Origin of the sequence: Xylanibacter brevis ATCC 19188 (genome assembly GCF_000621725.1) — a bacterium.
GTDB classification, from domain to species: Bacteria; Bacteroidota; Bacteroidia; order Bacteroidales; family Bacteroidaceae; genus Prevotella; species Prevotella brevis.
Genome location: NZ_JHXM01000017.1, coordinates 70,100 through 88,846, shown reverse-complemented (window position 1 = coordinate 88,846; position 18,747 = coordinate 70,100). Strand labels below are relative to the sequence as shown.

The window sequence follows — 18,747 nt, the reverse complement described above, 5'->3', positions numbered from 1 at the left end:
CTTCCACACCAATTTGGAACTTACTTGTCTGGTTGCTGACCATCGTGGGCTTTCCATGCACACTCAGTTATCTTCATGTCGGTGAACTTTGCCGTAAACGAGGACTCCTCTGGCGAGCAGGCATAAACACCGAAACTGATTTCGTCAGCACCGGCATACATGTGGCAGATGCGCATCTGACTGAAAGTCACACCGTCGGTTGAACACTCGATGCAGTAATCATCTTCACGGCGTGAAAAGCGATACCACATTGTTTTCACATCAGCAGGAATTGCCTGAGTCGCCCAATCGCTGTACCCCTTATTGGTTACTACGCTGCCCAAGTGCTGGTACTCGTCATTCTCATATTCCACAGAGCCCTTCAGCCAGTTTTCAGAGTCAAGGTACATCACGACACCGCACTGATCAAAACGATGATGACTTTCCGTAAAGTCGGTCTTGACCACAAAGCTGAAAAACTTCTCGCGGGTTTTCATCTGTAGCACAGGGGCATTGTCATTCTGAAAATGATAGTAGGTGCGCTGCCATAGGTCAGTCTTGGGGGTTGTGGTGATAATGACAGTATCACTCTTCACCTCAAAAGCCTTAGGCTTTCTTGTCCACTGAAGGCTATCCAACGCTATGCAACCATTGTTGGCAAAAGCCTCTTTTACTTGGTCTGTAAACTCCATTGACGTTTCATTTTGTTTTGTCTGCTGTCCACAAGCCACGAGCATCATGGCGAGGCAAAGCATAGTTACATTTTTTATTCGCATATAAACTACTTCTTTACGGTCTATATTATTAAACTTTGTTGCAAAAATAGGAAATTCTGAAGATTTATGATGATTTATGAGTAACTTTGCACAAATAATTGAGAATATTTAATATTTTGAGATGGGTAACATCAAGATAAAAAGAGGCGTTTTTGACACCAAGTTAGAACTAGAGCATGCAGGCGTCAAGGCGGGATTTCCTTCGCCTGCAGAAGACTACATCCATGAGACGTTGGACTTCAATCGCGACTATATCCGCCACCCCGAAGCATCATTCTATGGGGATGTAGAGGGCGACTCGATGAAGGACGCTGGCATCTTTGATGGCGACCGTGTCATCATCGACAAGGCCGTAGAGCCGCGCAACGGCTCTATCGTTGTAGCCTTCTGGAACGGCGAGTTTACAATGAAGTATCTCGACCTAACCCACAAGTCTGATGGCTACATCGAACTCCGACCTGCCAATCCCAACTATCCCGTATTCAAAGTTGAAGCCGGTGATAATTTCGAGGTCTGGGGCACCGTTATCCACCTGATCCGCACATTCGAGACGTTCTAACATCTGACATCATCCTTCTTCCATCTTACATCACTATGTACGGCATTGCTGACCTCGATAATTGTTACGTCTCATGCGAGCGTGTCTTCAGACCCGATCTAAAGGGCGTTCCTGTCGTGGTTCTCTCGAACAACGATGGTTGCGTCGTGGCACGATCCAACGAGGCCAAGGCCATGGGCGTGATGGAGGGCACACCGTACTTTCAACTAGAGCAGCAATTCCCCAATAACAAAATAGCAGTCTTCAGTAGCAACTACGAACTGTACGGTGAACTGACATCCCGTGTCATCAGCATTATCCGTAAAGAGACACCCGCTTATTTCCGTTACTCCATCGACGAGTGCTTTCTGTATCTTGATGGCATTGAATCCGATCATCTGCAACAGTGGGGCGAGCATCTGCATAAACGGGTAAAACGCGAGGTGGGTATGCCTATCAGTATCGGTTTGGCTCCGAATAAGACTCTGGCTAAGATTGCCTCGAAGTTCGCCAAAAAGTATGAAGGCTACCACCATTGCTGCATGATAGATACAGACGAGAAACGTATCAAGGCGCTGAAACTGTTTCCTGTCGAGGACGTTTGGGGTATCGGCCGACGCTATGCGGCAAAGCTGCAGGCACTTGGCTGCAAGACCGCCTACGACTTTGCTCAGCACCACAAGGACTGGGTGCAGCTCACCTTCAACAACATCAACATCGTGCGCACCTGGAAGGAACTCAACGGTGAGGATGCTGTTCCCAACGAGGAGTTGGCTAAGAAAAAGTCCATCTGCACCAGTCGCTCGTTTAACGGCATGATATCAGACTTTGACACGCTGTGCACGCATGTTTCAAACTATGCCGCACGTTGTGCTGAGAAGTTGCGCCTTCAGAACACCGTGGCTTCGACTGTTGGCGTTTTCGTAAATACGAACGCATTCCGTGAAGACCTTGCCCAATACTGGAACTTCAAAGAAACTCGGCTCATTACTCCCACCAATAGCACCATTCCCATCGTAGGTGCAGCTTGCGATTTACTGCAGCAAATCTACCGCCAAGGCTATCAATACAAGAAAGCCGGTGTAATTGTCATGGGCATTGGCCCTGACAGCCCCATCCTGCAAGACCTGTTCGACGTCAACGCTGAACAAATCGAAAAGATGCGCCGCCTCGACGAAGTCATCGACCGCATCAATCGTCTAAACGGCTCTGAGACTATCGTTATCGGTGCCCAGCAATACACCCGAAAAGATGGCAAAGGAAAGGCTAACGTTTTCGCCAACGCCATCAAGCACGATTTCAATAGTCCGAACCCCACCACACGCTGGTCGGATATTATCAAATTATTGTAATATTTGGAGAATCTTAGGGCGTTTGCATAGAAAAAAAATGTTGCACAACTTCTTACATCTTTGGTTTCCGAGTGAAAAGGTTCTACGTGTGAGGGGGAACATTCTCTTTGCTGAATATAAGTATTGTTGGATCAAAAACACATAATTCTGCCCGGATTTCTGTACTTTTGCAGCAAAATAGCAATTCAATATGATTAAAAATCTGTTATTGGTAGCGTTAGGTGGAGCCATCGGGTCAGTTATAAGATACCTGATTTCTTCATTGAACACCTCATACCCTTGGGGTACTTTCACCGTTAATATCCTTGGCTCTCTGCTGATAGGACTTTTGGTAGGTTTCGTGAGTAAGGGCGTGCTATCACCTGATATGAAACTGCTACTTGTTACAGGTTTCTGTGGTGGTTTCACCACATTCAGCACTTTTGCCAATGAATCCTATGGCATGATGAAGGCAGGAGATGCCCTGCAGATGGCTCTTTATGTTTCAGTCAGTGTTATTGTGGGTATCATGGCTGTTTGGAGTGGTATGGTGCTATCAAACCATCTCATTCGAGGATAGCTAATCAAACAGTTTCATCACAGGCGGGAGTATCTGCGTCGATGGAGGCATGCCCAGTCAGATAATCTATCATGGAGATAATGGTTGGAAATTTAAATTATAGACTTGACAATATGAAAAGAGTATTCACGGCTTTGGCAGCTATGTTTATGCTGTCAATCACTTCTGCAACAGCTCAGGAGGAGAATGGTTTTAAGAAAATCAATGTGAGGGAGGACTTTAAGGAGAATGGCTTCCAGTGGTTCCACGATGCCGAACTGCTTGCTGCTGGCAACAAGGAGAAAAGCAATGCCATGACCATCGGTTGGGGAGGCATCGGCACACTCTGGGGCCGTACGGCACTGACGGTTTATGTAGCCGAGAAGCGTTATACCAAGGAGTTCATGGACAAGGCTGAATACTTTACCGTGATGGCATTTGATGTTGAGCAGAGTAAAGTTCTGAACTACATGGGTTCCAAGAGTGGACGCGATGGCGATAAGGCCAAAGCTCTTGGACTTCATACTGCCTATACTGCTAACGGTACTCCTTATTATACCGAGGCCACTATGGTCATAGAGTGCAAGATAATGTATGCAGCACCATTCAATCCTCAGTATTTCAAGGGCGATGTACCGAAAAAGATGTATGCCAACTTTTCTGCCGGCATCCACTCAATGTATATTGGTGAAGTAGTCAACGCGTGGATAAAGTAATTCGGCTATCTCGAAAGTACGGCTGTTGGACATCATCCTTCACGAGCAGTCCTCAGATGGGTTCACTGATGATGAACATTATAAGTTAGTAAATAGATTAAAGCGATGATAGAAATGAAGTTAACCTCTACACAAGAGGATATCATTCAGATCAAGCAGCTCTACGAGACTGCTTTCCCAGAAAACGAGCGTATTCCATGGCCAGACCTCATGCGGCTCATTGACGAGATGCATCTGGATTTTACCGCCTTTTATGATGATGATGAACTGATTGGTTTCTATATCGTATATCCAGGGGCAAAGGTCAACTGGTTCTGGTACTTCGCTGTGAAAGAAGAACTCCGAGGCAAAGGTATCGGCCAGCAGATTTTAACGCATCTTATTCAGAAGTATGAAGGCAAAACCTGTGTCCTTGATATGGAAAGTCCTTATCAAAACCCGTGTCCAAACCCAGAGCAGCGTTGGCGTCGCCAACATTTCTACCAACGCAACGGCTTCCGTGACACAAATCTTTTCAAGTCCTACGACGACATTGAAATGACTATCATGATGATGGGGCCTGGAGTATTTACCATGGCAGACTGGGACACCATCACCAACGAGCTACGCCAACATTGGACATGGGACTAATCATGCAATCAGTTCTGTAACAACATAAAATCGAAGGTATTATGAATCTATTATTACTAGAAACTAGTTGTTGTTTATTATGGAAATCAAGGAATTATTGAATAAGACAGATCGTTTTGCTGCAAATACTGGCTGCCAGATAACAGAGGTGAACGAAAGGCATGCCGTTGCCGTGATGACGGTCACCAATGCTCATCTCAATGGCGGGAATGTGTGCCAGGGTGGGGCACTCTTTACGTTGGCTGACTTGGCCATTGCTGCATTGATGAATGCCTCCGGCCGTCTTACCTTTGGCATCAGCAACTCAATCATGTTTGTAGCTTCTGCACACGAAGGCGACGTCCTCCGTGCTGAAGCCGTCTTTGTGTCTGACCATCATAAGATTCCCTCTGTAGAAGTCTGCGTGACAAATCAGGACGATGTCCTCATCTGTCATGTCACCGGCATGGGATACCGCAAGAATGTTCCTCTACCACAATCTTGCTGGGGCAAAAACACATAATTATGACCGATTTTTCGTACTTTTGCAGCGAAATAACAAGCTAATGTCGCTAAAAGATTTACTTCAATCCGCCAATACTGAGCAATATAACGACTCCCCGCTATTCATGCAGCTCAGCCAGACCAAGCCCGAATATGGCACAAATCGTCATATTCAGGTGGCCGAGGCCGATGGGAACATCATCGTTTCGGGTGTTCACGTCGGTTCTTTGGGCGACATCCTCACCTATAGTATCGATGTTGACCCGAACCTGAACGTCTCCAAGACACAACTGCTAGACGCTATCCTAAAGGAACTATCAGCAGACGGTTTCAGCGCTCCAGAACAGCAGGACTTTTGGAATGGCTTCGACGATCTTCAGAAAGCAAAGATTATCAGATAATTTTCATGACCCCATAGCCTTAAGCTAATCATTTTTTCTGGAATCTTTCACCAACGAAGCCTTGTCCAACTTGACCTTCGGTCGAGTTTGCTTACGCTCGGGATTGCTCAAACATGTTTGGCAATTCTCTCGCTGAATCGCAAACTTCGCCTGCAATGAGGTCAAAATGCTGAAATACCGGTGGTGTTGGAGACAAATCATAATAGTCCATCTCTGCTATTGGCAGACAAAAGTATTCCATCTGGTCATAGCTCGTATAGAGTCGTGAAAGCACATCGTTATGCTCGTAGATCCACCGCTCTACATCATCATCCACATTAAAGTTCACCATCCCTGAACACCGAACAGAGATATTACCTTCATAGGCCAGTATTTCAACATTGGTATTCTGGCGTAACTCGTGCCAAACGGCTTTCTTGGCAGAAGTGGCAAAGTAAAGCACATGCCCTTCCTGCTTCATAATTTGAAAGATGCGTAACTTTGGCAGATTGCCCTCGCTGGTTGCAAGGGCAATCTCTTTGTGGTCTTTCAGAAACTGAATAGCTTTGTCGAACATCTCAATTACCATTTCAGTTCTTCCTGCAGGATAGTTCCATCGGTCATGGGGCTGTCAGCCTCAGTGAAGGCATTGGCCTTGTACTGGATGCAGAGCATAGTCAGGTTCTCGCTACCTGTGTTCTTCAGCGCACGCTTACCATCGGGAGCCACACGTATAATGGTACCCTCGCTGACAGGGAAAATCTCACCATCCACCTGATACTGGCCTTCGCCCTTCAGGATAATGTAAAGTTCCTCGTGAGTCTTGTGGGTGTGCAGGAAACCGCTGTCCTGACCAGGAACGAGTGTCTGGAAACTCAGTTCGCTGCCTGTAGCACCTACGGCCTGACCTGCGAACACCTTACCTTGAATGGTTACATTGGGGCCCATCGGAAGCACGTGCTCGATAATCTCACTCATCTTACCTACACTTACTGCGCTGTAATTCTTACCACTCTTAATTGTCTCAATCTGTTTCATAATTTTTATTCGTTTAAAATGTTATTTATTCGATTTCGAGTGCAAAGGTATGACAAGAATTTCACTTCCACAAGAAGGCACTTTTTGGTACCATAGTTACCAAAAAGTAGGAATTAGGATGTTATCGGACTCCCGTGAATGTAGCGTTAACTTAGATTAACTAAGTGTAATTTGGTAATTCAGTAACTATTGGTTACTTTTGCATTAAAATCATGAATTATGGCAGATATCAAAGCTGAGTATTTAGCCTGTCCTATCAGGCAAGTAGTGAGTCGTTTCGGCGACAAGTGGTCCATGCTGGTGCTCTACATGCTTCACACCAGCGAGACTGGTGTATTGCGCTTTAACGAGATCCGTCGTCTGATGTCGGACTGCTCTCAGAAGATGCTTTCGCAGACGCTGAAGAATCTGGAGCAGAGCCATCTCGTTCATCGTAAGGTCTATCCGGAGGTTCCACCTCGAGTGGAGTATTCCTTGACAGAGACTGGCAAATCGCTGATGCCAGCACTTACGGCTCTGATAGCTTGGGGCAAGGAACATTTCAATGAAGTGGTAACAGATTAAAAGTATGCTACTACCCAAATTCATCATCACAATGGACGGCGTTTTCCGTCTGGGAATGGTTGACCAGCACAAGCACCTACTGAAGCCAGGCGACCAATGCATTGGTGGTGGCTACTACGCTTTCGACTTTGTATCAAACCGCATTATCCTAGATAGAGAGTCGTACGACTTCGGACGTCCTAAGTGGCACCTGTTGGATACGCTGAAGGTGCCATCGACGTATCGCGGCCTTCGTATCGTCTACAAGTACGACGATGGTTTTCATGACGATCTCAATGTGAGTGAGCTGCTGAAAATAGAATATTATGACTGACTACGACGCAATCTGGCGCTCACAGGACGAAATCCGAACGGTAGTGAACGCCGTTCTCTGGGTGCGCTCGGCTTCGCCGCTTGCTACCGAAGGGACGCAAGAATGTATCTGGGACCTCAGGTATAACGACCGACGCATGGCTATCGAGTTGGAGCTAATGTAAGAAACGGCAGGTCGTGTGGGCCGCCGTTTCTTATTCTATTAGTTTCAATCTTCCTTGAAGAAATCTCCCTTATTCATTGGTGCACCTTCAGCCACACAACAATTACAGCGCTCTTCCGAGCTACCATATATATAACGTAAAACTCTAGTCTACGTGGTACCCTTTTCGATTATTATGATGGTATACTTTTCAATTACTATTTACATATTCAGAAAGTGGTATCGATGAAGAAAGATCTGATAAAATCATGGAGTTTGCTGATTTGGATGATGATGACAGGGAAGCCTTCGAAGCGTTCTCAGATGCTTTCGGCAATGAAAGCATAGAAAGCTTCAAGGAGCGCTACATGGGTAAATGGGAATCTGAAAAGGATTTCGCTGAGCATATCATTGATGAGTGCTACAATCTGGATGATATGATGGGCCATCTGGCTTCGTACTTCGATTACGAGGCTTATGCGCGTGATCTCTTCATCGATGATTATTACTTCACATATACATACAAAAGGCCCTGGCCTGCAAAGCAAGTCAGGGTTTTACTATTTAGCAAGATGAACTGTTTACGAGACATCAATGGCCTTGGTAACCTTCTCTTTCGGTTCGGACTTTGGCATCGTGATGGTCAGAATGCCGTCCTCTACCTTGGCAGAAATCTTGTCGCGGACCACATCGTCTGGCAGTGTGTAGTTCTGCTCGTAGTTAGAATAGCTGAACTCACGGCGCAAGTAGTGACGGTGACTGTCCTCATGCTTGTGTTCCTGTTTGTTCTCAATGGCGATGGTGAGGTTGCCCTCGTCATTGATGCCTACGCGGCAATATTCTTTCTTGATGCCTGGAGCAGCAAGTTCCATGATGTAACTCTTGTCGTTCTCCTTGACATTGACTGCGGGTGCTGTACTGTTGGCACGAGGCATCCAATCATTGTTAAAGAAATCCTCAAATACTGTTGGCATCCAACTGTTCTGAAACATTACTGGTAACATAATCAATACCTCCTAATTATACTTTTAGTTTAACTTATTTGTTCTTGATCGCCTCGGCTTTCGCTCTAGCTTTCACCAGACATAGTACAACTTTCGTGCCGATTGACAGATTGGCACTCGGAACGGGTCTGTATGGCACAAATTTTAAACTACGATAAACTATGCTGACAATTCCTTAAACTCCTTTAAACATTGGTGTTTTACAATAGATATAATGCTATTGCGGCACAGGCTTCTGCATCGGCCAAGGCATGGTGATGGTTCTGTAGGTCATAACCACAGGCAGATGCTACGGTTTGAAGCTGGTGATTGGGCAGTGATTGGCCAAATTGTCTACGGGAAGCAGTCAGAGTATCGTAGAAACGATAATCAGGATAGTCCATCTGGTACATCTTGAACACAGCCTTCAGACAACCTTCATCGAAGCGGGCATTGTGAGCCACGAAAGGAATGGTGGCAATCTGGTATCTTATGTCGTCAATTTCTTGATCAGAATAATATACTTCGACAATACGCTCCTCCAACTGCTGCCATACTTTGGAAAATACTGGCGCATCGTCTGTGTCGTCTTGTGAAATACCATGCACCCGCTGACACCAATAATTATAGTAGTTTGGCTCAGGCTGAATCAGACTGTAGAACGAGTCAACTATCTGCCCTTCACGCACCATGATTACTCCTACTGAGCAGACACTCGACGGCTCCTGATTGGCCGTTTCAAAGTCGATTGCGATGAAGTCTCTAAGCATAGATGAAATATATAAGGGCTATTTGAGCTAATAGAATCAGTGCTGTTTAGGGGAAATATTAACAAAATACCATGTAATAATCCAAAATGCTATGATGCCGATGAATGCTACGAAATAGGGGGTATCGGAAAGCAACCCGTGTTTCGAGAAGTTGACGATGCCATGAAAAGCTGCACAGAAAAGCAGCGAATGAGTATCAGTTGCCACCTTTCCTATTCCCCATGAAGCGAAGAGTAGAAGTGGGAAGAATGTCAAGACACTTCGCTGATTCAAATTCAGATGCCACAGGAACCACATCACCGTGATGATCAGTACATACTGCCACACAGGCAAATTCCTGAGTTCATATTGCAAAAATCCTCGCCAACCATATTCTTCCAAAAGCCCATAAGCAAATGCCCAAAAACATGTCACGCCGAGGTTCCATCCGCCAATAATGCCAAAAACAATGCATGGTATAACTATAGTCGTAATGGATTTCCAGGCAGACTTGCCTATGAGGGTATATTCCGTTTTACGTTTGAAAAGGAACATAGCCACCAATGCTCCAAGGGCGGGACCAAGCCCCGTGACAAGCGCTGCAGAAACTTGAAATGCATAGTTCGTTTCAATTGCAGGACATTTGTCGGCAACATGCAATGATATCAAGCGCACCAATAAGGCTATTATATAAAAAGTAGCTATTGCGCCAATATGAATGTTCTTATAACTTAAGTTTTGTTTCAAGATAAAGTCCATATTATAATGCCATTTCGCAGAGTTTATCTTCTCTGATAATCTTTGGAGTAGCCTTCCCTGCCAGCACAAGCACCTTCTTACCATTGCGGTAGATATGAAGCTGTCGGGAGCGGACTACAGCTGTCAGCTCTGCATCATCCTGCATGGCCATCCACAGAGGATGATAGATGCCATCATCTTCAAACAGTTTCTTCTGCAGATGTGAGCACATGTTGGTTGTATCAATCGTCAGCATACTCAATCAAACAGTTTCTTCCAAATCCACAATACAGTTACGGCCCCTGCCACACAGAACACAAAGTTGGAAAGATAACCCTTGCCAAACAGTTCGATGTTCAGCAAATGACTGATGAAAGTACCTGCATAACTGCCTACGATGCCTACAACGAAGTTCATGCAGCATCCCTTGCCCTCACCGCTCATAATGCGGTTGGCAACATAGCCAATACATATTCCCGTCAATATCGGCCAAGCCGTAAAATCTGCGATGTGTTCTAACATATCTATCACAATTCTTCTTAAATGCTATTGCAAAGTTAGTCAAAATTCCCTATAATTTTGTATCTTTGTCGCGATAATTACAATACTTTAGTATTTAGAGGATAAAATACAATGGGATATTTCACGAATAAGGTAGTCGTTGTGGCTGGAGGTGCTCAGGGCATAGGCCGCTGCATCGACGGTGGAATGACACGCCAGATGATCTATCACGGGGATAATGGTTGGAAATTAGAGTTATAACAGAATAATGACACAAGAACAATTAAAAGAATTACTACGTAGTCAGCAGGGCGAACTTAATGCCGTACTGATGTATCAGCGTCTGGCTAAGGTGGTCAAGACGGATAAGGAACGTGAGGCGTTCCTGCAGTTAGCAAAGGAAGAAGGCAGGCACGCAAGCGTGTTCCATGCCTATACAAAGCAGGTATTGAAACCAAAGAAGACGATGGCCCGCATCATGCCCATACTCTATTATCTGTTGGGCAAGAAGCAACTATACAAAATCATCGCTAAAGGGGAATACGACGCAGCCGTAGCCTATGAGCATCTGATTGCCGACTTCCCCGAGGTTGAAAGCGTAAAGAATGACGAGCATCGTCATGGTGATATCGTATCAGGGCTGCTATGACACTCCGCGAACTCATCAACTCTGTAGATTCTGAACAGTATAGCGACAATCCACTATACCAGAAGCTCTGTAACACGATACCCGAATATGGCACAACCCGCCATATTCAGGTAAACGTTGCAAACGGTGACATTGCCGTTACGAACTGCCACGTAGGCTCGTTGGGTGACATCCTCACTTACCCCATCGACGTAGCCCCAAGCCTGAACATCTCCAAAGCACAGTTGCTGGATGCCATCTTGAAGGAAATAGAGAACGATGGTTTCACCACTCCCGAACAGGAGAACTTCTGGGACGACTTCGATAACCTTCAGAAAGCAAAAATTATCAGATAAAGTATGGAAAAGAAATGGTATAGTCGCACAGACATAAGCCCGGAGGTGCAGATGATAATGGCAAAGGCTTCGGCAACAGTCAAACAGATGAACAGCATGACACTGGCGGACTTCAAAGATAAAGAAACACTCATTCGTGAGCTATTTGGATCTGTAGGAAGCGCTCCCTTTGTGGGCGATAATTTCCATTGTGATTTCGGACAGAATATTCATGTGGGTGATAACTTCCATGCCGACTATAATTGTACAATGCTTGACCTGGCGGAAATACGTATTGGAGACAACTGTCTGATAGGCCCAGATGTTGGTATCTTTACCGCAGGACACCGACTGGAGCCGGAAGGTCGCGTTCTTGATGTTTATGGTAGCCCTATTACCATAGGAAACGATGTTTGGATTGGTGGTCATTCCACCATCTTACCAGGAGTAACAATTGGCGATGGTGCCGTTATAGCTGCAGGTTCTGTGGTAACTAAGGATGTAGCGGCACGAACATTGGTGGCAGGCAACCCTGCCGTATTCAAAAAGGATATCAAACAGTCATGACTGACTTCGACTCCATCTGGCGCACGCAGGACGAGATAAGGACGGTAGTGAACGCCGTTCTCGGAGTGTGTATCTGGGACCTCAGATATAACGACCAACGCATGGCCATCGAGCTAGAGCTTTCCATTGCACTGGATGACGAACAGGCCAGCGACCTCTGTTGCCAGTTCCCCCTCTTCGCTGACCATGAAGGCATTGGCAGTAAGGGCTCGAAATTCTCCTTCTACTTATAGGAGCAATCATGCAATATCAAGGCGACTCAAACATGTAGATAATAACTGAAAAGGATACCGCTATATAAATCGAAAGGATTATCACGTAGAGCAGAGTTTTACGTAATAATTAAGGTGACTCATAATAGCAAATTTGTTAGCGCTACATCACAGAGTAGGAGGCACAGGTACCGTCTGATCCTAACGAAACAAAAAATATATCAGCAATAAGTGATGTATAACAAACTTTTTGTATCTTTGCAGCACTAACTTTTGAATTATTTTTTGGTATAGTTTAACGTTATCATTTACAGTCGTTGCCGAGATGATGAAGATTTGGGATTAATCCATCTTTAGAATTTTGTTATTCCTGTATTGTTGAGGAGTCACACCCAAATATAGTTTCACATATCTTCCAAAGAAAGATGGATTAGGGAAATTCATCACGTTACTTATTTCCTTGATACTCATATCTGTCTGTAGAAGACGGTATCTTATATCAGCTATCACTTGCTCACGTATCCATTCACTGGCTGTTTTACCTGACTGTCGTTTACAGATAGCTGACAGGTATTTGGGTGTGATACACAGTTCTGCTGCATAGTCTTCAACAGACCGATATTTCACATTACTTGAATGTATCAGGTCAAGGAACTGCTGGAAATGTCCATTCGCTGATTTGATGATATGACTCTTTGTGCCAGCTGGCAGCGTCTGCTTCATCATGCCGCAAAGAGCGAGAATTTCCGAGCGTATAAGCGAATGAACGACATCTAACATGTATGGATTCTCTTGATAATGCTTCAGATGATGAAGTAAGAGATCGTAAAAATGACCGAACATCTTTTCTCGTTCTTCGTCGATAGTGATAATATGCGACTTATGAACATATAGCATATCATTCCACACTTTCATTTTCTCATGCAGGAATGACTGGAGAATATCATTGGTGAGAAAAATCGCCTTCATATTGAAATCTGGACTCACCATCACTTCGGTCATCATGACATTCTCTGGAATGACAGCCAACTGATGTCTGCTGAGCTCTAGTTCCATACCGTTCATCTTTGCGTTCATTCTGCCATTGGTACAGAGCAGAATAGAGTTCATGGTCATATGGGCACGGCATTCTTCTGTATAAGTCTGAATGCTATCTACAATCACGATGTCATTATCAGAATAGCCTACCTTCAGGTCTTCGTTTTGGGTCAGCGACTGAATCGTCAGTTCCTCTTGATGTCTCATAATTCCTCTTTTGCATGCAAAATTATACAAAATTTTCATATCTTAATGTCTTTCAATCCTGTTTTTGTGTCCAAAATGTCGCTATACGGAAAAATGTGAATCAAAAAAGGTGATATTAAACATCACTTGCCGCTAATTTCTTCGTATCTTTGCAGCCGTATTAGACATTTGAGCGATAAAAAAGAAAAAATGAAAATTAAGAAAATGAGTGTATTATACATTGTATTAGGCATAATAGTTACAATCAGTTTTTTTGCCGTGGTGTTTCTCAACCGCCCACAGTTTGGTAAACTGCCAACTGGCGAACGTTTAGAACGCATCAAAAAGTCTGCTCACTATAAGAATGGTGAATGGCAAAACGAAGTACCAACTAAGATGATGACAGGAAACGGTGTTGCCGTCATCCTTGACTACCTCTTTGGCAGCCATCCTCGAACGAGGCCGGAAAAGCCCGTGAAATCTGTTAAGACCGACATCAATAGTCTGCCCAAGGACGTTGACTGGATGATATGGTTCGGCCATTCTTCTTATTTGCTGCAACTGAGCGGTAAACGCATCCTCGTTGATCCTGTTCTCGTTTCGGCTTCACCGTTACCTTGGTTTAATAAACCATACGAAGGTAGCGATATCTACAAGCCAGAGGATATGCCCGATATCGACTACATGCTGATATCACATGATCATTGGGACCATCTTGACTATGATACCCAAATGGCTCTCCGCAGTCGTGTGGCAGAAGTCGTTGTTCCCCTAGGTGTGGGAGAACACTTTGAGTATTGGGGATTTCCAAAGGAACATATCACAGACTTGGACTGGTATGAACACAAGTCTTTCACTGACGGATTCACCTTTCACCAGATGCCAGCACGCCATTTTTCTGGCCGTGCGCTAAAAGGCAATCAGGCTCTTTGGGGGTCATTCGTTATAGAGTCTCCTGATGGTAAACATATCTTTGTGGGGGGAGACAGTGGCTATGCGCCTCATTTTAAAAAGATTGGACAACGTTTCCCAAAGATGAATCTTGCGATATTGGAAAACGGACAATATGATAAAACCTGGGCGCAGATCCACACATTACCAGAACAACTTCCAAATGTCATGGATGACCTTGGTGCTCTTCAGTACGTCACCGTACATCATGGGAAGTTCTGTCTTTCAAATCACCCGTGGGATGAACCACTACAGAATGAAAAGAAAGCTGCTCAAAAAACAGGGAGCAAACTTTCTGTTCTGGAAATAGGCTCTGTTCTCTACATCAATTAGTCCGACACAACATATAAATTCCAAAGCTGGCACATCGTGCCGGCTTTTTTTGTATCGCAGATAATTGTCTTTTAGTAAATACAAAAGCAACAATACCTTTGCACCATCAACTTTTAAACCAACACAACATGACCAAAGAAACAAGGACCGACGTCCAAATCTATTCAGCCATCGCCATGCTCTTAGCTGGTGTTGCACTGGCCACCGCAGGCTTCGTCGTACCGCCCACAGGCGAAATATCTGACTTTGTGCTGCTGTTCTTCGCGCAGTGTCTGATTTATGCTGGCTCCATTTTCGGTGTGAGTATTTACATCCACACCAAGTTCGCAGAATTCAAATCTGAAATCGACGCTAAAGAGGAAGGAGGCGAGGCATGAGAGAGATTACTGAAATCATCCACTCCCTGCAGTCCTACGAACTCCTGCTACTCTCTGACATCCAAGTAAACAATCAATGCTACTACGACTTGGTCACCATCATCCGTGAGCACAAAGACGTATTCCCCGCCTGGCATTCGTCCCCAGTCGCCGAACTCTTTACCCCAAAAATCTTCGAGAACACAAAAAAATCTTCTGCTTATTGGTTTTAGGCAGAAGACTTTTCATTATTGTTTCAAATAAATTATCCTATTTATATCTTTTCCAAGTTTTCCATCACTCAGATCATCTTGAATCCAAAATAGTTCATCAAGATAAGTTCCGGTATATTGAGTTGTAATAGTCCTATGAACGATATAAAGCCAAAAATGCATGAGCTTGTCCATTTTCTCTTTTGAGGAATCAAGACTATAAGCTCGAGCTGCCTCAAGATAATCGTTTAACATATCACTTCGTACAACACACCATGACTCTTCATAGCCATAAACACTGGCGACCAAATTGACAGGTTCATCTTTTGAACCTCGTGTTCCATCGGCCACAGAGTTAAGAATGTAGTATTCAACAGGTTTCTTTCCTTTCTCTTCAATGACGAAAGTTGAAGAATCTGTTTTCGATATTAAAGTCTTACGATGTTCTAACTTTATTTCATCATCAAACTTATCATAGTATTGGATGCTTTTATATATTTGAGCATTACTTGACAGTCCCGCTAATACTAAAATAAATGCTAATAGATATTTTTTCATATTCATTTTCCTTATTAGATTAAAAATTTCTTCTGCAAAGATATATATAATATTTGATTCTACAAAATTATTTGATTTTTTCTTTTCTTACTCATTTTTTTGTATATTTGCAACAAAATATTGTGCTTATGAGATATAAATATCCCTTTGGTCAAGAAGTTAATCAACTTGTACAGTTGGACAAGTCCCCTAAAAAAGTTTTCGTTCTTGGTGTTTACGCTAGTGCCGTTCATGCTCGCTGGAAGAAAGACGGAAAAACTGTTTGTACAGCTCTTGCCGTAGCAAGTGAGCCACGCATTTTCTGGGATGGCAACATCGAGGAAGCAAAGGAAATCATCAGTAAGATTTCCATTCCCAAGGAGGTTGGCACATTGGAACCTGCAGGCAGTCATCTCAATGGCCCATCCGCAAAAGTCCTCGACGAGCATATCCTTGGTACTCTAGGGTACACAAGGAAAGATGCATGGCTTTGCGACCTTCTTCCAGAAACACGACTGAACTCTGGTCAAGTCAAGGTTATCACCGAACGTTATAATCCGCTGATTGAAAAGTATGGATTGAATGAAGTGACCATCCCTGAGCGCCCAACTGTATTCTGTGATGCAAAGCGATGCGAAGAGATTCTTCAAGAACTGAAAGAGTCACAAGCAAAACTTCTGGTACTGCTTGGTGATATACCTATCGCGCAGTTCTTAAACTCTGTGGTAGACGTTCCATATAAATCACTCCAGGAATACGTTGAACTGTATGGTTATGGCAAAGCAACTACTGCCACCATCGATGGTCATGCCATCAATGTTTTACCATTGGCACACCCGCGCCAAATAGGTGCTCTGGGTGCCCACAGCGAGAAATGGAACAGACTCCATCAAGAATGGGAAAGTACAATGAAAAAGCGTTGAGAAACGCATCTATTTGCTAGAAAACGCGCAGGCTTTGGTGACTTATCGTTTGGAACGACATCATTGAGTTTGCTAGGTTTCTAGATACACCGAATAACATTAATGTTGATGCGAGCGACAGTCTGTGAGGGCTGTCGCTCTATTCATATTAGTCAGCCGGCAAAACAACACCGGGTATTTGACTAATAAAGTCATAAATCTCGTTTACAACACGCCATAGTCTTTCATCTGGAAACAGCCTGCCTCTTCTCATGAGCTGATGTTTGATAGATATGAACATACTATCAATATCAAACAAATTGCCCATGCCAATCTCTACATCCCAATAGATACTGAATGCCTCGTTGATGTCTTCCCACATATCTTCTGAAAGAGGGAAATCAAGGCGCTGCTGCAGTACTTTGAAAATAACAGTAGCACAAAATGCGCCTCTTTGTAATGGTGATATCATCTCAATAATTGGAGCTTGATGCTTAGAAATATTATCGTCGATATTCCATGAAACGCAGTTCAGCGCACCGCCATTACTGACAGCTTCCATCGCGGGTATGCTGACTACTCGCATTGATTCTGGCACAGCACGCTGAATCTGCTCTATGGCCAACTGATCTTCGGGGATTCCCAAATGTGGTACCATAATCAGATTACTTACGTGAAGGTAGTTAATATACGCCCAACTATGCTCACTCTTATTCTTGATGGGATAAGAGAGCGGTATTACTTCAAACTTTCTTTCCAGTTTCTCTCTGAAATTTCTGTAATATTCAGGAGAGAAGTCGTCATAATTGGTTAACAATACGCGATTATTACCCACATAGTGAATGATTCCATCACTATGACCATATTCTTCCGTTCTGTCCCAGGGAAGGAAAAGAACTTCGCAGCCAAAGGTATTCTCCAGTTTGTCGATGATCATAAACTCTGGCCAATCGGGATTTTCTTTAAAGACCTTCTCTGTCATCACAATCATATCGTCACATTTTACGACGTTTCCACCATCTATGACCAAATCCAGTTCCTTAAAATCTACATCACCAAACTCTTCCTTAATCTGCAGCTTCATCAATTCCGTATCTGTGATATACTTTTGCATCTTAGGAGAAGATAGGTAGTCAGGAGAATACTTGTAAACCACCATTTCCTTAGAACTTGTCTGTATGGGCATATAATCTCTGCACCAGATGTCTGCAGTATCTCTTAGAAGGGCATAGCTGATGCCTTCTTTCTGCAACACACCACGCATTGACGCCCAAAGTTTAGGGCAAGTCGTAGGAAGCCAAGATGAAAAATACACCTTGGTGGTCTGAAAATCGGTTGTCATCATTTTATTATCTTTTCTTGGGTTCTGCTGTATAGTAGTCTGTTTTTGATACGTTCTTATATCGACCAGTTGCTTTATCAGCTACTAATACGCCTTCTCGTTTCCTGTTCCATGTCTCGGGCTCAATATAGAAACAAAACTTCATGTCTTGATTCTTATCTGCTTCAATCCCATATCGGATAGTTGAAACGGGAGTCTCGCATGCTGTTTCGCAATCCACCAGATATGGTAGTTCTCCGTCACAGCTATTCATGATTTCATCTGAACAGCGCATCGGCCCGGCGATGATTTCACTTCCTCTTTTGACGCTTCTAATTAGGATTCCACCAAAGTATTTCATTTTCTCACTGCTTTCAAAGCAGATATCCATACCGCTATAATGCCAGAAAAACTTGCCCGCTTTTCGCGTGCGTGGATAGGTACAATTATATAACGGGCCTTCAAATTCTCCCTCTTTATAATAATAGAATTCTATTTCAGCAAAAGTAAACTTCGTTTCTCCTGCTTGAATAGCTACATGCTTAAAGAGGTAGTCGGCCACCTCAGCAAAATATTGCTGGATATTATCACCCTTTTTCTTTTCTTGAATCTTATTCAATAATCCGATAAAATTATTACTAATATTTTGCATAAACTATTATATAATTATTTGATAATTAGTTATTTACCTAACCTTGCAAAGGTAAATAAAGGATTCTGTTTTTCCAAACTTTTGGAAGGAAATTTTCA

General features: G+C 43.8%; 28 protein-coding genes and 3 pseudogenes. 19 read left to right on the top strand and 12 right to left on the bottom strand.

The genetic code is table 11. From position 1 onward, the window contains the following. Positions 1-20: 20 nt before the first annotated feature. A complete protein-coding gene (locus T433_RS0109825; protein WP_231478008.1) occupies positions 21-755 on the bottom strand; it encodes a DUF1349 domain-containing protein in 735 nt (244 codons plus the stop codon). A gap of 121 nt (positions 756-876) precedes the next feature. Between T433_RS0109825 and T433_RS0109820 the strand changes: the two genes are divergently transcribed. From T433_RS0109820 to T433_RS0109790, 7 genes are all read left to right on the top strand, one after another. Then, positions 877-1,314: a LexA family protein gene (locus T433_RS0109820; protein ID WP_027455674.1), complete on the top strand. Its 438-nt coding sequence runs from the start codon at positions 877-879 to the stop codon at positions 1,312-1,314. Positions 1,315-1,349: 35 nt separating this feature from the next. Then, complete coding sequence (locus T433_RS0109815) at positions 1,350-2,645, top strand: Y-family DNA polymerase (protein ID WP_027455673.1); 1,296 nt, start codon at positions 1,350-1,352, stop codon at positions 2,643-2,645. A 190-nt stretch (positions 2,646-2,835) separates the two neighbouring features. Continuing rightward, positions 2,836-3,204, top strand: coding sequence for a fluoride efflux transporter CrcB (crcB, locus tag T433_RS0109810; protein WP_211249750.1), 369 nt, complete (start codon positions 2,836-2,838; stop codon positions 3,202-3,204). Between the two features lie 113 nt (positions 3,205-3,317). Continuing rightward, complete coding sequence (locus tag T433_RS15145; protein WP_162164194.1) at positions 3,318-3,899, top strand: flavin reductase family protein; 582 nt, start codon at positions 3,318-3,320, stop codon at positions 3,897-3,899. 105 nt (positions 3,900-4,004) lie between these two features. Continuing rightward, positions 4,005-4,529 carry a GNAT family N-acetyltransferase gene (locus T433_RS0109800; RefSeq protein WP_027455671.1) on the top strand — a complete coding sequence of 175 codons (525 nt, stop codon included), beginning with the start codon at positions 4,005-4,007 and terminating at the stop codon, positions 4,527-4,529. A 79-nt stretch (positions 4,530-4,608) separates the two neighbouring features. After that, positions 4,609-5,031, top strand: a complete 423-nt coding sequence (locus tag T433_RS0109795) for a PaaI family thioesterase (protein ID WP_027455670.1) — start codon at positions 4,609-4,611, stop codon at positions 5,029-5,031. A 43-nt stretch (positions 5,032-5,074) separates the two neighbouring features. Then, entirely contained in the window at positions 5,075-5,413 is a 339-nt protein-coding gene (locus T433_RS0109790) for a hypothetical protein (protein ID WP_027455669.1), read from the top strand. 91 nt (positions 5,414-5,504) lie between these two features. Here T433_RS0109790 and T433_RS15140 read toward each other — a convergent pair whose 3' ends face one another. Beyond that, the gene (locus T433_RS15140) at positions 5,505-5,981 is read right to left on the bottom strand and encodes a pyridoxamine 5'-phosphate oxidase family protein (RefSeq protein WP_044109650.1); all 477 of its coding nucleotides are present in this window, start codon (positions 5,979-5,981) and stop codon (positions 5,505-5,507) included. Beyond that, on the bottom strand, positions 5,975-6,430 hold the full coding sequence (locus tag T433_RS0109780; RefSeq protein ID WP_027449814.1) for a cupin domain-containing protein: 456 nt from the start codon (positions 6,428-6,430) through the stop codon (positions 5,975-5,977). Before T433_RS0109780 ends, T433_RS15140 begins: the two co-directional genes overlap by 7 nt. 219 nt (positions 6,431-6,649) lie before the next feature. Between T433_RS0109780 and T433_RS0109775 the strand changes: the two genes are divergently transcribed. From T433_RS0109775 to T433_RS17045, 3 genes and pseudogenes are all read left to right on the top strand, one after another. Further along, entirely contained in the window at positions 6,650-6,994 is a 345-nt protein-coding gene (locus tag T433_RS0109775) for a winged helix-turn-helix transcriptional regulator (RefSeq protein ID WP_027455668.1), read from the top strand. Between the two features lie 4 nt (positions 6,995-6,998). After that, positions 6,999-7,307: a hypothetical protein gene (locus tag T433_RS15135; RefSeq protein ID WP_044109648.1), complete on the top strand. Its 309-nt coding sequence runs from the start codon at positions 6,999-7,001 to the stop codon at positions 7,305-7,307. Positions 7,308-7,717: 410 nt separating this feature from the next. Beyond that, a pseudogene (locus T433_RS17045) lies at positions 7,718-7,906 on the top strand (antirestriction protein ArdA); the annotation flags it as partial. Between the two features lie 123 nt (positions 7,907-8,029). Here the strand turns inward: T433_RS17045 and T433_RS0109755 are convergent. The 5 genes from T433_RS0109755 to T433_RS0109735 all read right to left on the bottom strand — a co-directional run bounded on the left by T433_RS0109755 (position 8,030) and on the right by T433_RS0109735 (position 10,440). Next, complete coding sequence (locus T433_RS0109755; RefSeq protein WP_237823997.1) at positions 8,030-8,422, bottom strand: Hsp20/alpha crystallin family protein; 393 nt, start codon at positions 8,420-8,422, stop codon at positions 8,030-8,032. Positions 8,423-8,652: 230 nt separating this feature from the next. Beyond that, a complete protein-coding gene (locus T433_RS0109750) occupies positions 8,653-9,201 on the bottom strand; it encodes an exonuclease domain-containing protein (RefSeq protein WP_044109646.1) in 549 nt (182 codons plus the stop codon). A 36-nt stretch (positions 9,202-9,237) separates the two neighbouring features. Continuing rightward, the gene (locus T433_RS15130; RefSeq protein WP_052357074.1) at positions 9,238-9,939 is read right to left on the bottom strand and encodes a CPBP family intramembrane glutamic endopeptidase; all 702 of its coding nucleotides are present in this window, start codon (positions 9,937-9,939) and stop codon (positions 9,238-9,240) included. 1 nt (position 9,940) lies between these two features. Next, positions 9,941-10,171 carry a CBS domain-containing protein gene (locus T433_RS0109740; RefSeq protein ID WP_027449818.1) on the bottom strand — a complete coding sequence of 77 codons (231 nt, stop codon included), beginning with the start codon at positions 10,169-10,171 and terminating at the stop codon, positions 9,941-9,943. Between the two features lie 5 nt (positions 10,172-10,176). After that, positions 10,177-10,440, bottom strand: a complete 264-nt coding sequence (locus T433_RS0109735) for a GlsB/YeaQ/YmgE family stress response membrane protein (RefSeq protein WP_027449819.1) — start codon at positions 10,438-10,440, stop codon at positions 10,177-10,179. 111 nt (positions 10,441-10,551) lie between these two features. Here T433_RS0109735 and T433_RS16925 point away from each other — a divergent pair, with 111 nt between their 5' ends. The 6 genes and pseudogenes from T433_RS16925 (at position 10,552) to T433_RS0109715 (ending at position 12,182) form a co-directional block, all read left to right on the top strand. Further along, the gene (locus T433_RS16925; RefSeq protein ID WP_262499090.1) at positions 10,552-10,680 is read left to right on the top strand and encodes a hypothetical protein; all 129 of its coding nucleotides are present in this window, start codon (positions 10,552-10,554) and stop codon (positions 10,678-10,680) included. Between the two features lie 7 nt (positions 10,681-10,687). Continuing rightward, on the top strand, positions 10,688-11,068 hold the full coding sequence (locus T433_RS0109730; RefSeq protein WP_044109644.1) for a ferritin family protein: 381 nt from the start codon (positions 10,688-10,690) through the stop codon (positions 11,066-11,068). Further along, on the top strand, positions 11,065-11,403 hold the full coding sequence (locus tag T433_RS0109725; protein ID WP_027449821.1) for a hypothetical protein: 339 nt from the start codon (positions 11,065-11,067) through the stop codon (positions 11,401-11,403). The genes T433_RS0109730 and T433_RS0109725 overlap by 4 nt, the downstream gene beginning before the upstream one ends. 3 nt (positions 11,404-11,406) lie before the next feature. Then, positions 11,407-11,715, top strand: a pseudogene (locus T433_RS17040) (LbetaH domain-containing protein); the annotation flags it as partial. A 60-nt stretch (positions 11,716-11,775) separates the two neighbouring features. Then, positions 11,776-11,919: pseudogene (locus T433_RS17035) on the top strand (DapH/DapD/GlmU-related protein); the annotation flags it as partial. 26 nt (positions 11,920-11,945) lie between these two features. Continuing rightward, positions 11,946-12,182, top strand: coding sequence for a hypothetical protein (locus T433_RS0109715; protein ID WP_027455664.1), 237 nt, complete (start codon positions 11,946-11,948; stop codon positions 12,180-12,182). 321 nt (positions 12,183-12,503) lie between these two features. Here the strand turns inward: T433_RS0109715 and T433_RS0109710 are convergent, their stop codons facing one another. Then, positions 12,504-13,406, bottom strand: a complete 903-nt coding sequence (locus T433_RS0109710) for a helix-turn-helix domain-containing protein (RefSeq protein WP_027455663.1) — start codon at positions 13,404-13,406, stop codon at positions 12,504-12,506. 189 nt (positions 13,407-13,595) lie between these two features. Between T433_RS0109710 and T433_RS0109705 the strand changes: the two genes are divergently transcribed. Then, positions 13,596-14,669, top strand: coding sequence for an MBL fold metallo-hydrolase (locus T433_RS0109705; protein ID WP_027455662.1), 1,074 nt, complete (start codon positions 13,596-13,598; stop codon positions 14,667-14,669). Between the two features lie 128 nt (positions 14,670-14,797). After that, positions 14,798-15,046, top strand: coding sequence for a hypothetical protein (locus T433_RS15120; RefSeq protein ID WP_044109641.1), 249 nt, complete (start codon positions 14,798-14,800; stop codon positions 15,044-15,046). Between the two features lie 227 nt (positions 15,047-15,273). Here T433_RS15120 and T433_RS0109690 read toward each other — a convergent pair whose 3' ends face one another. Then, positions 15,274-15,795 (bottom strand): hypothetical protein, encoded by a 522-nt coding sequence (locus T433_RS0109690; RefSeq protein ID WP_155808462.1) that lies wholly within the window; start codon positions 15,793-15,795, stop codon positions 15,274-15,276. Between the two features lie 53 nt (positions 15,796-15,848). On the opposite strand from T433_RS0109690, the gene T433_RS16755 reads away from it, so the two are divergent. Then, positions 15,849-16,697, top strand: coding sequence for a hypothetical protein (locus tag T433_RS16755; RefSeq protein WP_211249749.1), 849 nt, complete (start codon positions 15,849-15,851; stop codon positions 16,695-16,697). 148 nt (positions 16,698-16,845) lie between these two features. Here the strand turns inward: T433_RS16755 and T433_RS15110 are convergent, their stop codons facing one another. Together T433_RS15110 and T433_RS0109675 are read right to left on the bottom strand one after the other, a co-directional pair. Continuing rightward, entirely contained in the window at positions 16,846-18,021 is a 1,176-nt protein-coding gene (locus T433_RS15110; RefSeq protein WP_081778441.1) for an agmatine deiminase family protein, read from the bottom strand. A 4-nt stretch (positions 18,022-18,025) separates the two neighbouring features. Next, positions 18,026-18,649, bottom strand: coding sequence for a hypothetical protein (locus T433_RS0109675; protein ID WP_155808461.1), 624 nt, complete (start codon positions 18,647-18,649; stop codon positions 18,026-18,028). Between the last annotated feature and the right edge of the window lie 98 nt (positions 18,650-18,747).